General features: G+C 59.9%; 14 protein-coding genes. 3 read left to right on the top strand and 11 right to left on the bottom strand.

Annotated features, from left to right (window positions below; translation table 11 throughout):
- Nucleotide 1: 1 nt before the first annotated feature.
- From DV520_RS08905 to DV520_RS08885, 5 genes are all read right to left on the bottom strand, one after another.
- Entirely contained in the window at nucleotides 2-505 is a 504-nt protein-coding gene (locus DV520_RS08905) for an RNA polymerase sigma factor (protein ID WP_021919523.1), read from the bottom strand.
- A gap of 151 nt (nucleotides 506-656) precedes the next feature.
- Nucleotides 657-1,496 (bottom strand): pyridoxamine kinase, encoded by an 840-nt coding sequence (locus tag DV520_RS08900; protein ID WP_021919522.1) that lies wholly within the window; start codon nucleotides 1,494-1,496, stop codon nucleotides 657-659.
- A 585-nt stretch (nucleotides 1,497-2,081) separates the two neighbouring features.
- Nucleotides 2,082-2,414 (bottom strand): hypothetical protein, encoded by a 333-nt coding sequence (locus DV520_RS08895; RefSeq protein ID WP_021919521.1) that lies wholly within the window; start codon nucleotides 2,412-2,414, stop codon nucleotides 2,082-2,084.
- Between the two features lie 11 nt (nucleotides 2,415-2,425).
- Nucleotides 2,426-3,226, bottom strand: coding sequence for an SDR family oxidoreductase (locus DV520_RS08890; RefSeq protein WP_021919520.1), 801 nt, complete (start codon nucleotides 3,224-3,226; stop codon nucleotides 2,426-2,428).
- A 257-nt stretch (nucleotides 3,227-3,483) separates the two neighbouring features.
- The gene (locus tag DV520_RS08885; protein WP_117142487.1) at nucleotides 3,484-6,135 is read right to left on the bottom strand and encodes a cation-translocating P-type ATPase; all 2,652 of its coding nucleotides are present in this window, start codon (nucleotides 6,133-6,135) and stop codon (nucleotides 3,484-3,486) included.
- A 439-nt stretch (nucleotides 6,136-6,574) separates the two neighbouring features.
- Between DV520_RS08885 and DV520_RS08875 the strand changes: the two genes are divergently transcribed.
- The 3 genes from DV520_RS08875 (at nucleotide 6,575) to DV520_RS08865 (ending at nucleotide 7,956) form a co-directional block, all read left to right on the top strand.
- Entirely contained in the window at nucleotides 6,575-6,934 is a 360-nt protein-coding gene (locus DV520_RS08875) for a molecular chaperone Hsp90 (protein ID WP_117142485.1), read from the top strand.
- 113 nt (nucleotides 6,935-7,047) lie between these two features.
- Nucleotides 7,048-7,392 (top strand): TIGR04076 family protein, encoded by a 345-nt coding sequence (locus DV520_RS08870; protein ID WP_021919517.1) that lies wholly within the window; start codon nucleotides 7,048-7,050, stop codon nucleotides 7,390-7,392.
- Between the two features lie 15 nt (nucleotides 7,393-7,407).
- Nucleotides 7,408-7,956 carry a beta-class carbonic anhydrase gene (locus DV520_RS08865; RefSeq protein ID WP_021919516.1) on the top strand — a complete coding sequence of 183 codons (549 nt, stop codon included), beginning with the start codon at nucleotides 7,408-7,410 and terminating at the stop codon, nucleotides 7,954-7,956.
- A 71-nt stretch (nucleotides 7,957-8,027) separates the two neighbouring features.
- Here the strand turns inward: DV520_RS08865 and DV520_RS08860 are convergent, their stop codons facing one another.
- The 6 genes from DV520_RS08860 to DV520_RS12330 form a co-directional block, all read right to left on the bottom strand.
- Nucleotides 8,028-8,864 (bottom strand): helix-turn-helix domain-containing protein, encoded by an 837-nt coding sequence (locus DV520_RS08860; protein ID WP_165850080.1) that lies wholly within the window; start codon nucleotides 8,862-8,864, stop codon nucleotides 8,028-8,030.
- A gap of 173 nt (nucleotides 8,865-9,037) precedes the next feature.
- Entirely contained in the window at nucleotides 9,038-10,423 is a 1,386-nt protein-coding gene (locus DV520_RS08855; protein ID WP_021919755.1) for an MATE family efflux transporter, read from the bottom strand.
- 177 nt (nucleotides 10,424-10,600) lie between these two features.
- Nucleotides 10,601-11,455, bottom strand: coding sequence for a MetQ/NlpA family ABC transporter substrate-binding protein (locus DV520_RS08850; protein ID WP_021919756.1), 855 nt, complete (start codon nucleotides 11,453-11,455; stop codon nucleotides 10,601-10,603).
- Nucleotides 11,456-11,490: 35 nt separating this feature from the next.
- Nucleotides 11,491-12,171 carry a methionine ABC transporter permease gene (locus DV520_RS08845; RefSeq protein WP_021919757.1) on the bottom strand — a complete coding sequence of 227 codons (681 nt, stop codon included), beginning with the start codon at nucleotides 12,169-12,171 and terminating at the stop codon, nucleotides 11,491-11,493.
- On the bottom strand, nucleotides 12,164-13,180 hold the full coding sequence (locus DV520_RS08840) for a methionine ABC transporter ATP-binding protein (protein WP_242984678.1): 1,017 nt from the start codon (nucleotides 13,178-13,180) through the stop codon (nucleotides 12,164-12,166). The genes DV520_RS08845 and DV520_RS08840 overlap by 8 nt, the downstream gene beginning before the upstream one ends.
- A gap of 528 nt (nucleotides 13,181-13,708) precedes the next feature.
- Nucleotides 13,709-13,931 (bottom strand): hypothetical protein (locus DV520_RS12330; protein WP_165850079.1); only part of this gene is annotated, 223 nt, incomplete at its 5' end.

Below are 13,931 nucleotides of genomic sequence, written 5' to 3'. Positions count from 1 at the left end.
CTCAATCGGGAAAACCGGGGGAATGGGACAGATAGGCGCGGCAGTGCTTTCTGGCCCGGGAGAGCCAGGTGCCGCAGGTGGAAACCGGCACCCCCAGACGCTGGGCGATCTCCTGGTAGGACAGCCCTTCCTCGTAGAACAGGAGCAGAATTTCCCGGTCCCGGGGGGAGAGCTGGACCGGCAGCACCTCGGCCAGCCCCAGGGACGGGGGCGGCGTCGGTGCCAGACCGGCGGGGGAGGGATGGAGGGGCTGTTCCTGGGCGGTCTGCTTGGCCTGCCGGGCAAACTCGTGGCTCAGCTCATAGTTCAGGGCGCGCAGCAGCCAGCCCAGGGGATTTTCGTGGGCTTGCAGGGCGGGGACCTTTTGGGCCGCGGCCAGGAAAACGCTGTGGAGGAGGTCCTGGGCCCGGTTGGCGTCCTGGAGCCGGTAACAGGCGATTCGGTATAAGGTTTCGGCATAGGTGATATAGAGGGTGTGGAGCCAGCTGGCCTCGGCGCTGTTCAAAAGCCTCCCCCCTTTCTCTCTGGCAAAAAGGCCTCTCTGCTTAACGTACACGAGCTGAGGCGGAATTTCTTTCAAAAAATGTTAGGTTTTCAAAAAAATTCTGGGGCCGGCCTGCAGGCCGGCCCCAGAGATGGGCGGGAAAGGAGAAGGATCAGCGTCCCAGGCTGTGAACCAGCATGGGAATGGCGGATTCAAAGTTGACACCGTACCAACGGGCGTCAGGGTCGTTTTGGGTCTCCCGGATGCACTCCAGAGTATAGTCCACGGCGATCTTCAAGGCGCCGGCGAGGTCTTTCCCATTCATCAGGGCGCCCACACAGGCGGAGGCGAACACATCGCCGGTGCCGTGGAAGCTCACAGGGAGCTTTTCATTGAAATAGCTGGCATACGTGTCTGTGGCGGCGTCATAGGCCATGGCGCCGATCTGGCCGGGGGCAAAGCTGACGCCGGTGAGCACGGCGGTTTTGCAGCCCAGGCCGGTGAGCTGTTTCAGCAGATCCCGGATATAGGCTTCATCGTAGTCCTCCCCCACGTAGTCAACCCCCAGCATAAAGGAGGCCTCAGTGAGGTTGGGGACAATAACATCGGCTTTGCCACACAGCTTGCCCATTTCCTTGGCAAACTCCGGCGTAAAACCAGTGTAAAGTACGCCGTTGTCCGCCATGGCGGGGTCCACGTAGATTAGGGTGTCCTGGCCACCGAACCGGTCAAAGAATTGGCTGACCAGATGGATCTGCTCAAAGGAGCCCAGATACCCGGTGTAGATGGCGTCAAAGGAGATGCCCTCCTTTGCCCAGTGGTCGGCGATGGGCGCCACCTCCTGGGTCAGATCATGGAAGGTAAAGCCGGAGAATCCGCCGGTGTGGGTGGAGAGGACCGCCGTGGGAACCACGCAGGTCTCCACGCCCATGGCGGAGATGATGGGAAGGGCCACTGTCAGGGAACATTTGCCCAGACAGGAAATATCTTGAATGGAAACAACGCGCTTCATGAAATATCCTCCTTGTATTGGGACAGAGGCTCTGTCCCGGTGCGATGGGCGGCTCTCGCCGCCGACAGCCATAGAGTAACACAGAACTGGCCTTGTGGCTATGGCCAATCCTGTTTTATTTGGCATAACCAGATTGAGAGAGTACCAAAAAAGCCTTTCGGGAGTGACCCGAAAGGCTCTTTTGGTGAGTAATAATGGAAGGATTTATGTCAGTCACGCCGTGGAAAAGAAGGAAGGAACCACAGGCGGACGTACGCGAAGTAAAATGCAAGATTTATTGCAACTGAAGTAGAAAACCCTTGAGAATCAAGGGCTGCGGCCCTTACCGGAGAACGTGGCTATTATCTTAGATTTTTTCAGAAACGTCAAGATGAAAAGTGAACAAATAATTGACAAATTGTATAACAAAAATGTAGATTAAAACGAAAAGAATAGAGAAAATGAAAAAAGAGAGGAGAAATTATGCAGAATAGACAGAAAAATGAGAGGAAAATGTGCAAGATGGGAGGAAATTCCATGCAAGAACAGGAAAAAAAGCCCCCATTGGGAAGGCGACGCTTCCCAATGGGGGCGGGTGTGCTGGGCTCAGGCCGGACGGACCACCAAACGCTGAATCTCGCCATCCTCACTGAAATCCTGGATGGTGGCCACCGCCCGGATGTGATATCCGTTGTAGACGGCGTAGTAATAGGCCTGGGTGTCACTGACGATCAGGGGATCGGTGATTTCAAACCGCCGGAACAGGAAGCGGTTCCGGAAAAACATGTCAATCCCCTCGGGGCCGTAAGCGTGGAGCTGCGGCTGGCCGGCGTCCTTGGGGCAGTAGTCCACAAAAATCGCGGTGGGGGAGAAGAGCTTGCTCAGGGCCACCGAGTCCTGGTTGAGCATAGCCTGCACATACTGCTTAATCAAAGTCATGAAAACCCTCCTTAATAGACTTTCTCAGAGTTGAGAAGCGCGTCGGTGCCGCCGTCTACGAACAGGACATTGCCGTTGATCCCATGGGCCAGGGGAGAGACCAAGAAGGCGATGACGTTGGCGATGTCCTCCGGGTCCATCAGGGTATCGGTGCCGTAGTTGATGGGGATGGGCAAGGCGGCCAGGGCGGCCTTGGCGTTTTCGCTCATGGTGGCGGTCATGGGGGTGGAGACATTGCCGGGGGCCACGGTGTTGATCCGCACGCCGTTGGCGGCCCAGGAGGCGGAGACCCGGCGGGCCCACCGGGCCAGGGCATATTTGGTGGTTACATAGATGCTGTTGCCCACAGCCAGGCTGCTCTCATCGAACTTCTCAATGATGTTCAGAATGCGTTCCTCATTGACAGGTTTGGTCTGGCTGTAATTGAGCATATCCACCAGATCCATCCGGGCAGCGCCCTGGGAGATGGTGTTGGAGGAGGTCACCACGCAGCTGCCTCCTTTTTTCTTGAGCAGATCGAACAGACCGTGGGCCAGATTGGTGGCGCCGAAGTAGTTCAGACTGATCATGAGCTTCAAATTGCCGCAGGCCCCGGAAACGCCGGCGTTGCAGCACAGGCCGTCGATGCCGTCGGGGTACTGGGCGTGAATGGTGTGAATGACCTCGTCCCTGCCCTCCTTGGTGGCCAGGTTGGCACAGATGTCGCTGTCTTTCAGGTCTACGTTGACCACTTCGTGGCCCTGGCTGCGGAGAATCTCCACGGTCTTTCCGCCGATGCCGCCGGAGCCGCCGGTTACCACATAAACTCCCATAAATTGCTGCCTCCTTATCATAAAAATCGTGTCCCAGATGGGTATTATGGTAATTATGGGAGTCGGAGGGAAAAAGATCAAGGCAAGAAATTCACAAAAAGGCTCACAAGGAGAAAAAAGTTTTTGACCACGGGTTCCAAGATTGGTCTTTTTTTAACAGATTTTTGTCTTTGTGTGACGGAGCCCGCCGGGCAGCGCCCTCCGATGGACGGGAAAAGGCCCGGCGGCCTCAAAGGCTGCCGGGCCGCAGAATGCGCTTAGATGCCCAGGCGTCGGATGGCTTTGGATACTTCCACCTGAAGAATGGAGAGCAGGGAGAGCCCCAGGACCACCAGCCAAGACAGGCCGGAAAGGGTGGTCAGCTGGAAGGCACTCTGGAGAGGGGGAATCCAAAGGATCGCGGCCATGAGCAGAGCGGAGACGCCAAAGGAAACGATCAGCCAGGGGTTGATGCCTTCTGCCCGCACCCAAATGGGCTCTGTGTTGGAGCGCTGGTTGAAGGCCCGCAGCATCTGGGACAGTGCCAGCACGCAGAAGGCCATGGTCTGCCCGGTGGTGTGGTCCGCCATACGGACGCCGATCCAGTAGGCCGCGGTGGTGAGCAGGGCCACAAAAATCCCTTGGGTCACCACCCGGCGGACCAGGTCCCGTTCAAACAGGGTGCCGGACCGCACCGGCGGGTGTTTCATAATATTTTTGCTGGCCGGGTCCACCCCCAGCGCCAGGGCGGGCAGGGTGGCGGTGGCCAGGTTGACCCACAGGATATGGACTGCCAGCAGGGGGGCCTCCCAGTTCAGCGCGGTGGCCAGGAACAGGGTGAGAATCTCCGCGATGTTGCCCACCAGCAGGAACTGGATGACCTTTTGAATGTTGCGGTAGACCCGCCGCCCCTCCTTGATGGCGTAGGCGATGGTGGTGAAGCTGTCGTCCAGCAGGATCATGTCGGAGGCGTCCTTGGCCACGTCGGTTCCGGTGACCCCCATGGCCACGCCGATGTCCGCGGCCTTCAGGGCGGGGGAATCGTTGACCCCGTCCCCGGTCATGGCGGTGACCTCTCCGGTCCGCTTCAGGGATTGAATGATCCGCAGCTTATCCGCGGGAGAGACCCGGGAGAAGACCGTGGTGGTCCCCACCGCGGCGTCCAGGTCCTCCTCGGACATGGCATCCAGTTCGTCGCCGGAGAGGACGGTGTTGCCCGGCCGGTAAATGCCCAGCTCCCGGGCGATGGCCAGGGCGGTGACCTTGTGGTCCCCTGTGATCATAACGGTCCGAATGCCGGCCTGCTGACAGGTGGCCACGGAGCGGGCCACTTCCTTGCGGGGAGGATCTATCATACCGGTGATGCCCACAAAGGTCAGATCGCATTCCACGGAGTCGTCCTCCTCCCCGGGGATGTGCTCCAAGGTCCGCATGGCAAAACCCAGCACCCGCAGGGCCTGCTCTGACATCTGGTTGCACAGGGACAAAATCTGGCGCCGGTCGGTCTCTGTCATGGGCCGGACGCCTGCCGCAGTGAGCATGTGGGTACAGAGGGGGAGCAGTTCGTCCACGGCGCCCTTGGTGTAAGCGATGTTCCGGTCCTGGATTCGGTGCACGGTGGTCATCCGCTTGCGGTCGGAGTCGAAGGGCTGCTCGAACAGACGGGGATAGGTTTCCTCCAGGTCTTCATGGTCAATGCCGAAGGCCTGGGCCAGGTAGATCAGTGCCCCCTCCGTGGGGTCGCCGATGATCTGGCCCGGGTGATCGGGGTCCAGGCTGGCGTCGTTGCAGAGGGCGGCGGCATAGATCAATTCCTGATAGACCTTGGGGTGACGCTGGGCCGCCTCCGCGACAGGGGTGCCCTGGCCGGCTGCAAAGTCCCCGTTGACGGCGATGTGGGTGACCGTCATTTGGTTCAGGGTCAGGGTGCCTGTCTTGTCGCTGCAGATAACCGTGGCGCTGCCCAGGGTTTCCACCGCGGGCAGCTTGCGGATCAGGGCATTTTTCTTGGCCATACGCTGCACGCCCAGCGCCATAACGATGGTGGCGGTGGCGGGCAGGCCCTCAGGGATGATGGAGATGGCCAGAGAGATGGCCACCAGGAACTGTGGAATCAAAGGCCGGTGGTACAGGGCACCGAGAAGGAAGATCAGGACACAGACAATTAGCCCGATGACCGTGAGGGTTTTGCCCACTGCGTTGAGCTTGCGCTTGATGGGGGTGTCCAGTTCGTCCTGATTGTCCAGCAGGTCGGCGATGTTGCCCACCTGGGTGTCCATGCCGGTGGCCACCACTACGCCGGTGGCCCGTCCGTAGGTGACAATGGAGGAGGCGTAGAGCATATTGCACCGGTCCCCCAGGGGGCAGTCCGCTGCCAGCAGGACATCCGCATCCTTTTCCGAAGGGACGGATTCCCCGGTGAGGGAGGCCTCCTGGACCTTGAGATTCGCGGCGTCCACCAGGCGCAGGTCAGCGGGGACCATGTCGCCGTCCCGGAGGAAGACAATGTCGCCCGGGACCAGCTCACTGGCGGGGAGAATGCTCTCCTCCCCCTCCCGGAGGACCCGGGCGGTGGGCGCCCGCATGTTTCGCAGGGCTTCCAGGGAGGACTGGGCTTTTTTCTCCTGGACGATGCCGATGACCGCGTTGACCACCACGATGGTTCCGATGACAATGGCCTCGGTCCACTCCTGCAGCAGGGCGGAGAACAGGGCCGCACCGATGAGAATGAGGACCATCGGGTCCAGCAGCTGTTCCTTCAGCATGCGGAGAATGGACTTGGGGGGCTTTGCCCGCAGCGTATTGGGTCCGTGGGTTTGCAGACGTTCGGTTGCCTCGGCATCCCGCAGGCCGTCCTCAGAGGAATGAAGGGTTTCATAGACCTGGGAGAGGGGCTGGGCGTGCCAAGGCTTGGGTTTGGGATGATCCATGTTGGATCCACCACTCCTTTCGTTGTTTGAGATTTCATATTCTGACCGCCTTGCGGCGGAGGCCAGACAAAAGAACAAAAAAGCATAGCCCACCACCCGAAGGGCGTGGGTTATGCTCGGTCACATTCCATAGAAATGATGCAAAAACTGGTTGGCGTCGCTGTTGTCGCTGTCGTCCATGGCAGGCGGCACAATCCTTCCTTAAAAATACTTCTCTTCCATTATATGGTGTGCCGGGAACAATGTCAAGAGGAAAATTTCAGGCGGTTCGGCAAAGGGAACGGGCCAGCAATCCTGCACACCAGGTTGGGAAAGATGGCCCCTATTGTAGCAGAGAACGTGTGCCGAATCAAGAGGAAGCAGACGATTTCTGGCGTTGCAACGGTGGGAGGAGTGTGGTAAAATAGGTATCATTTTCAAAGAAAGAAGGCGGATTACCATGGATCAAACCGTACGGGATTATGTGGTGGAGCAAACCCACCGGCTGATGGAGGCTTTTTCCTGCAGCGGGGAGGCCAAAGAGGCGGCCCAAGCTTGGCTGGCTGCCCTTGGAACCGACCGGGAGGCGGAAGAGACCCGAAAGTATGTACAGGAGCTGGAGGAGGATCTGGTCACTGTGGACCAGCTGATCGCCTTTGCCGAGTCCGACGAGGGGCGCCAGGTGTTTGGCGCGGAAGCGGCGCCCGGGGTGGCGGCCCATGGGCGGGAGATCAAGGCCGCTGGCGCCAAGTATTGTGACTGCCCGGCCTGCGCGGCGGCAGCGGCAATTCTGGAGAAAAAGGACCTCCTGCTGAAGTAAGAGAAGTACAACAGGGAACCGGGCGCCAGTCAGGGATGATTGGCGTCCCTTTTTTCAGGGGAGTGGGCGGGAGGAAGTGTCCCTGTGGAAGCGCCCCAGGAAGGAGGATGCAGATGAAGAAAGTGAAGATCACCGTGCTGAAGACCACCCTGGACGAGGAACTGGCTAGGGAGTACGGTGCGGACGGCCTGGGGCCATGTCCCATGCTGCGGGCGGGGCAGGTCTTTTATGGGGACTATGCCAAGCCCGAGGGCCTGTGTGACGAGGCATGGAAAGCCATGTATCAGTATGTTTTTGCCCTGGCCCATGGGGCGGGAGAGGGCTTATTTTACTATGGGGACTGGATTGGACGGCCTGGTGTGGCCATCTGCAGCTGCAACGATGGGTTGCGGCCTGTGATCTTTAAGCTGGAGGCCACGGAAGAGGAGGCGGTGATCCAGTACACCCCTGTGCGATGAAAGGAGAAGGCTGCTATGATTGAGGAACTGCTGGCATACAATCGAAAATTTGTGGAGGAGAAGCGGTATGAACAGTATGCCGCCAGCAAATATCCCAACAAGAAGATTGCCATTTTGACCTGTATGGATACCCGGCTGGTGGAGCTCCTCCCCGCGGCGCTGGGCCTGCGGAACGGAGACGTGAAAATCATCAAGAACGCCGGCGGGGTGGTGACCAATCCCTTTGGCAGTGTGATTCGCTCCCTGCTGGTGGCCATCATTGAGCTGGGCGTGGAGGAAATCATGGTCATCGGACACACAGACTGCGGGGTGCAGCACATCGACAGTGAGAGCATGATCGCCCACATGAAGCAGCGGGGGGTTTCCCAGGCGTCCATTGACCTGATGAAATACTGCGGCATCGACTTTGAACGCTGGCTGGCGGGCTTTGACACCGTGGAACAGTCGGTGACCGACACGGTGAACACCATCCGCAACCACCCCCTCATGCCCCGGGATGTCCGGATTGGAGGGTATGTCATCGACACCGAGACAGGAGAGCTCTCCACGGTGTGCAAGGGGTGATCTGCTGCCCATGGGGGTGCCATGAAGGAGCGAGCGCCCTGCCTGGTTTGCCAGGCAGGGCGCTTGTTCTTTTATGCGGGCGGGGTATGATGTGTCCGGGCGTAGTCAATGCCAAGGCAGGCCAGCGCCAAAAGGAGGGTGGTCAGGGCGGAGAACCCTGCCTCCGGGGTGGGAAAGGCCTGGACAGGCGGGGACAGCAGGGCGGGAAACAGGGAGTCGATGAGGAAACTTACGGGAATGGTGAGCAGGAGAACGGCTCCAGCGGCCCGCCACGGACGGTGGCGGAGCTTTCGGCAAACGCCGTACGCCGCCCAGAGACCAGCCAGAGACACCGCCGCCGTGGCGAGGGTGAAGGGCAGTGGAAGGGGAAGCAGAGTCCATAGACCCAACAGGTAGGGAATCAGCGCCAGGGAGAGGGCCAGAAAGCAGGCGCGCACCCGATGGACCTTTGCCTGGAACAGGGGGACGGTGACAACCCAGGCCAGCGCCAAGGAGAGCAGAACGATCAGGGACCAGGAGAGACGTCCAGAAAGACAGAAATCACACAGCAGGCAGATGCCGGCTGCCAGCAGACACAGGGCGGAGAAGAGAAGCAGGGCGTGGGCCCAGAGCCGCCGCAAGCGGTGCCGGACCTGTCTGTCGGAGTAGCGGAGTGCTTCCGCCACGCTGCTTTCAGTCTCCGCTTGGGGTGGATCGGCCATCCGCCGGCCCTGGAGGAGCTCTGTGGTAGAGACCCCTAAAATCTGTGCCAGTGGGATCAAGAGGGAGATGTCCGGGGCGCTCAGGTCCCGCTCCCACTTGCTCACCGCCTTGTCGGTGACATGCAGCTGACTGGCCAGCTCTTTTTGGGTCAACTGGTTCTCTTTGCGCAGCTGCTGGAGAAAGCTGCCGAGGGAAGAATCCTTCATGGAGGCACCACCTTTGTTTTGTGTGTCCATAGCATAGCAGAAGGCGGGGAAAATGGCAACCGACGAGAGGTCGAGGCGGTGGGAAACCAGCAGTAGAGCGACGGGAGACGGCTGCCGGAGCTACGGCCAAGAAAACCGCCCCCATCTTTACGGTCAAAGACAGGGGCGGTGGGTTAGGAGGCGGACTGGGTCATGGCGCGCTCGGCCATGCGAAGGGTTTTGCGCAGGAAGATGGCGCTGAGGGTCAGGGACATGAGCTCGGCGATGGGGAAGGCCAGCCAGACCAGGGTAAGGTTGCCCGTCTGGGACAGCAGCCACGCCACCGGGAGCAGGACCACCAGCTGACGGCAGACGGAGACCACCAGGCTGTATATGGGGTTGCCGATGGCCTGGCACACCGACATGGAGATGATGCAGAAGCCTGCCAGCACGAAGGAGAGGGCGATGATCCGCAGGGCCGGGGTGCCGATGGCCAGCATGTTTTCCGAGGCGTCGAAGAGGGAGAGCAGGGCCCCAGGGGCCAGTTCAAAGGCGGCCAGGCCCACGGCCATAATAGCCACCGCGGAGAAAATGGCCAGTTTGATGGTTTTCTTTACCCGGTCGGGCTTCTTGGCCCCGTAGTTGTAGGCGACAATGGGCACCATGCCGTTGTTCAGTCCGAAGACCGGCATGAAGATAAAGCTCTGGAGCTTGAAGTAGGCGCCAAACACAGCGGTGGCGGTGGTGGTGAAGGAGATGAGGATTCGGTTGACCCCGAAGACCATCACCGAGCCAATGCACTGCATGACAATGGAGGGGAAGCCGATGCGGTAGATGTTTTTTACCGTGGGTCCATGAAAGCGGATTTTACGGGGGACGATGTGAATGTCCGGGTTGCACTTGAGGTTCATAATGAGCGCGGCCACCGCAGCCACACACTGCCCGGTGACCGTGGCCACCGCGGCGCCGGCCACACCCAGGCGAGGGGCGCCGAAAAGACCGAAGATAAGGATGGGGTCCAGGATGATGTTGGTCAGGGCGCCCAGAAGCTGGGTACACATGGACAGGTGGGTGCGGCCGGTGGATTGCAGCAGCCGCTCAAAGGTGAACTGGCAGAAGATGCCGATGGAGCAGCCCAGGCAGATTTGGGCGTAGATGGTGCCGGAGGATACAATCTCCGTTACGTCGGTCTGGAGCTGGAAGAAGGTGCGGGAGAAAAATACCCCAATGACGCAGAAGAGAACGAAGGAGCACAGAGCCAGAAAGATGCCGGTGTTGGCGGCCTGGTCCGCTTTGTCCTGCTCTTTTGCGCCCAGGGACCGGGAGAGCAGGGCGTTCATGCCCACGGTGGTGCCCGCGCAGACGGCGATCATCAGGTTTTGCAGGGGAAAGGCCAAGGAGACTGCGGTCAAGGCGTTCTCACTGAGCCGGGAGACGAAAATGCTGTCTACCACATTGTACAGGGCCTGGACCAGCATGGAGATCATCATGGGGACAGCCATGCCGGCCAGCAGCCGCCCCACAGGCTGGACGCCCATCTTGTTTTCTGCGGGCGTGTTGGAAGGGTTGTTGTTCTGCATAGTTCACTTTCCTCATTTTTCCACAAAAAAATAACAATTACATAGCAAATCTATATTGTATAGCAATAAAATAATCTGTCAATGGTCGAATTGGACAAAAGAGAGGAGGCGCTTTTGGCGCCTCCTCTCTTGGTTTCCTTCGATATGGAAGAGGATGGGAAATGTGGAAAATCCTCCTTAGAACATGGGCAGAACAGAGCCGTTGTAGTTGCTCTCGATGAACTCCCGGACCTCATCGGACTGGAGGGCGGCCACCAGGGCCTTGATTGCCTCGTTGTTCTCGTTGCCTTCCTTCACCGCGATGATGTTGGTGTAGGCCTGGGCGGCATCGGACTCGGGGTCCTCGGAGGCCAGGGCATCGGTGGTGGGGTTCAGACCGGCCTGGAGGGCATAGTTGGAGTTGATGATGGACAGGTCCACTTCCTCAATGGTCTGGGGCAGCATGGCGGCTTCCAGCTCCTTGAACTCCAGGTTCTTGGGATTGGAGGTAATGTCGTTGGGGGTGGCTTCCAGGCCCGCGTCCTCCTTCAGCTCAATGAGGCCCAGGTCCTGGAGCAGCAGCAGGGCACGGCCCTCGTTGGTGGCATCATTGGGCACGGCGATGACAGCCCCGTCGGGGATCTCTTCCAAAGAGGTGGTTTTGCCGGCGTAGATGCCCATGGGCTCGTAGTGGATGGAGCCGGCGTTCACCAGGTGGGTGTTGTTTTCTGCGTTATAGGTTTCCATGTAAGTGATGTGCTGGAAGAAGTTAGCGTCATCCTCCCCTTCCTCCACAGCAACGTTGGGGGTGAGATAGTCGGTGTAAGGGACAATCTCCAAGGTGATGCCCTGGGCGGCCAGGGTGTCCACGACCTGCTCCAGAATCTCCTGGTGGGGGGCAGGGGTGGCGCCAACCCTCAGGGTAACCGTTTCGCCGGATGTCTCAGTCTGAGGGGTGTTTTCATCGGCGGGGTCCTCAGCGGGGGTGCCGCCGCAGGCGGCCAGGCCCAGGCACAGGGTCAGCGCCATGGCCAGTGCAAGAAGCTTCTTCATGGGATGGGTTCCTCCTTAAAATAAAATGAAAGAATTTATCTCAGACGCTTGTCCAACTTGGTGGACAGCCAACTGAACAGGGATTGGATGATCTGGACCAAGACGATGATGAAGATCACGGTCACCCACATCATCTCTGGAACCCGCCGCTGATAGCCGTAGCGGATGGCCAAGTCGCCCAGACCGCCGGCTCCCACCGCGCCGGCGATGGCGGTGTAGCCCAAGATGGTGATGATGGAGATGGAGGCCCCCAGGATCAGGGAGGGGACTGCCTCAGGCAGATAGACTTTCCAGACGATCTGCAGCCGGGAGGCCCCCATGGATTGGGCGGCCTCCACCACACCGGCGTCCACCTCGGCCAGGGAGGTCTCCACCATACGGGCGATAAAGGGGGCGGCGGAGACCACCAGGGGGACAATGGCCCCGGGGACCCCCATCTTGGTGCCCACAATGAGCTTGGTGAAGTCCATGATGGCGATCATCAAAATGATAAAGGGGAGGGAGCGGCCCACGTTGATGATCCAGCCCAGCACCCGGTTGAACCATTTGTGGGGCCAAATGCCATGGGGCTGGGTGATACTCAGGAGAACCCCCAAGGGCAGGCCGATGAGATAGGCAAAAACGGTGGAAAGGCCCACCATAATCAAGGTGTCACGGGTGCCCTCCAGCAGCAGGGTGCCGTACTCGGCCCAGAAAGCGGACAGGGATTCAAGCATGGCCGGTTACCTCCTCTACGGTGATGTCTGGCTGGCTCTGGATGTAGCGCAGCGCCTTGGCGGCCTCCTCGGGCTCCTTGGGCAGGCCCAGGAGCATGGTGCCGAAGGCCTTGCCCTCGATGTTCCGGGTGTCTGCCCCCAGAATGTTGACCTTCACCCCGCAGTCAATGGCTAGGGAGGCGATGAGGGGCTCGTAGGAGGAGCCGCCGTTGAAGGCCACACGGATGACCCGGGAGGGGGGCAGCCGGTCGATCTGCACCCCGTTGGGGTAGACCAGCTGGCGGCCAATGTCTGTCTTGGGCTGGGAGAAGATCTCCGCCACGGTGCCCTCCTCCGCCACCACGCCGTGGTCCAGAATGGCCACCCGGTGGCAGACCTCCTCAATGACATTCATCTGGTGGGTGATGACCACCACTGTGACGCCCAGGGTCTCATTGAGCTCCTTCAGCAGCGCCAGGATGGACAGGGTGGTGGTGGGGTCCAGGGCGGAGGTGGCCTCGTCGCACAGCAGGACCTTGGGGTTGGTGGCCAGGGCCCGGGCGATGGCCACCCGCTGCTTCTGGCCGCCGGAGAGCTGGGCGGGATAGGCGTCGGCCCGGTTGCCCAGGCCCACCAGCTCCAGCAGTTCCCGGGCTCGCTTCACCGCGTCGGCCCGTTTGGTGCCGATGAGCTCCAGGGGGAAACAGATGTTGTCCAGGGCGGTGCGCTGCATGAGCAGGTTGAAGCTCTGGAAAATCATGCTGATGTCCTGCCGGGCCTGGCGCAGCTGCTTGTCCCGCAGCTTGGTCAGGTCCTTGCCGTCCACCAGGACAGACCCGGTGGTGGGGCGCTCCAGCAGGTTCATGCACCGGACTAACGTGGACTTTCCCGCCCCGGACAGGCCGATGATGCCGAAGATCTCCCCCGCCTCAATCTCTAAGTTGATGTCCTCCAGGGCGTGGACCGCAGTGGGGCCGGTCCCGAAGGTTTTGTTCAGATGCTGAATCTGAATGATGGGTTGGCTCACAATTCTCTCCCCTTACCTTGTCCCGTTCCCCTCCGGGAGCGCGGGAATGTACTCTTTCTGTCTGGGCGGCATCCTGGGTGTATGGCTCCCATGGGAGCAAACAAAAAAGTCGTCCTTGATGTTCATCAAGGACGACTGATGCAGCCGTGGTACCACCTTGGTTCGCGCGGCCCCTCACGGAGCCGGCCTTAAAGGGTGCCAGCACACCCCCGGCGCGATGACGGGCGCTCCCGTCGCAGCCTAACGAAGGGGAAACTCCTTCGGTCGGTGCGCGGCTCCGAGACCATCTTCCATCCAGCACGCCGCGCCCTTTTTCACCGGCCGGGGCTCTCTGCTGCTTTGCACAGGATGTACTCTTCTCTTCCTTGCCTTTGTGGTGTTTCATTGTTGCCTTTCAATTTACACCAAAACAGAGGGCTTGTCAAGCACTAATTTTCCCGCAGTTGGACGGCTGCGGTCCCATTGGATGGATGGCTGCCGACGGCGAGATCGGGGGTGCCGCTGGTACCAACATAGGCGGGGAAGGAAGGGTTACCCCAGCCGTTTTACATACTGCCGGACGGACAGAGGCACCGAGGCCAGGCAGAGCAGCAGGGCCAACACCAGGGCTGCCGGTGCGCCCAAAAGGAAGAGGATGCTGCCCTGGGGCAGCGCCGCCCCAGCCAGGCCGGCCAAGGCGGCCACCAGGGCCAGCAAGACCACAAAGAAAATCATCATGTAGAGTCGTGCCTTTTCCACGCCATGGCGGAACAGG

The sequence above is a fragment of the Evtepia gabavorous genome, from assembly GCF_003425665.1.
GTDB classification, from domain to species: Bacteria; Bacillota; Clostridia; order Oscillospirales; family Oscillospiraceae; genus Evtepia; species Evtepia gabavorous.
This window is presented reverse-complemented; position numbering and strand designations above follow the sequence as displayed.

Excerpts from the sequence above, each read along its gene's own strand:
- DV520_RS08900 (WP_021919522.1), bottom strand. The coding sequence starts at position 1,496 with ATGAAGCGCGTTGTTTCCATTCAAGATATTTCCTGTCTGGGCAAATGT.
- DV520_RS08895 (WP_021919521.1), bottom strand. The coding sequence starts at position 2,414 with ATGACTTTGATTAAGCAGTATGTGCAGGCTATGCTCAACCAGGACTCG.
- DV520_RS08890 (WP_021919520.1), bottom strand. The coding sequence starts at position 3,226 with ATGGGAGTTTATGTGGTAACCGGCGGCTCCGGCGGCATCGGCGGAAAG.
- DV520_RS08885 (WP_117142487.1), bottom strand. The coding sequence starts at position 6,135 with ATGGATCATCCCAAACCCAAGCCTTGGCACGCCCAGCCCCTCTCCCAG.
- DV520_RS08875 (WP_117142485.1), top strand. The coding sequence starts at position 6,575 with ATGGATCAAACCGTACGGGATTATGTGGTGGAGCAAACCCACCGGCTG.
- DV520_RS08870 (WP_021919517.1), top strand. The coding sequence starts at position 7,048 with ATGAAGAAAGTGAAGATCACCGTGCTGAAGACCACCCTGGACGAGGAA.
- DV520_RS08865 (WP_021919516.1), top strand. The coding sequence starts at position 7,408 with ATGATTGAGGAACTGCTGGCATACAATCGAAAATTTGTGGAGGAGAAG.
- DV520_RS08860 (WP_165850080.1), bottom strand. The coding sequence starts at position 8,864 with ATGAAGGATTCTTCCCTCGGCAGCTTTCTCCAGCAGCTGCGCAAAGAG.
- DV520_RS08855 (WP_021919755.1), bottom strand. The coding sequence starts at position 10,423 with ATGCAGAACAACAACCCTTCCAACACGCCCGCAGAAAACAAGATGGGC.
- DV520_RS08850 (WP_021919756.1), bottom strand. The coding sequence starts at position 11,455 with ATGAAGAAGCTTCTTGCACTGGCCATGGCGCTGACCCTGTGCCTGGGC.
- DV520_RS08845 (WP_021919757.1), bottom strand. The coding sequence starts at position 12,171 with ATGCTTGAATCCCTGTCCGCTTTCTGGGCCGAGTACGGCACCCTGCTG.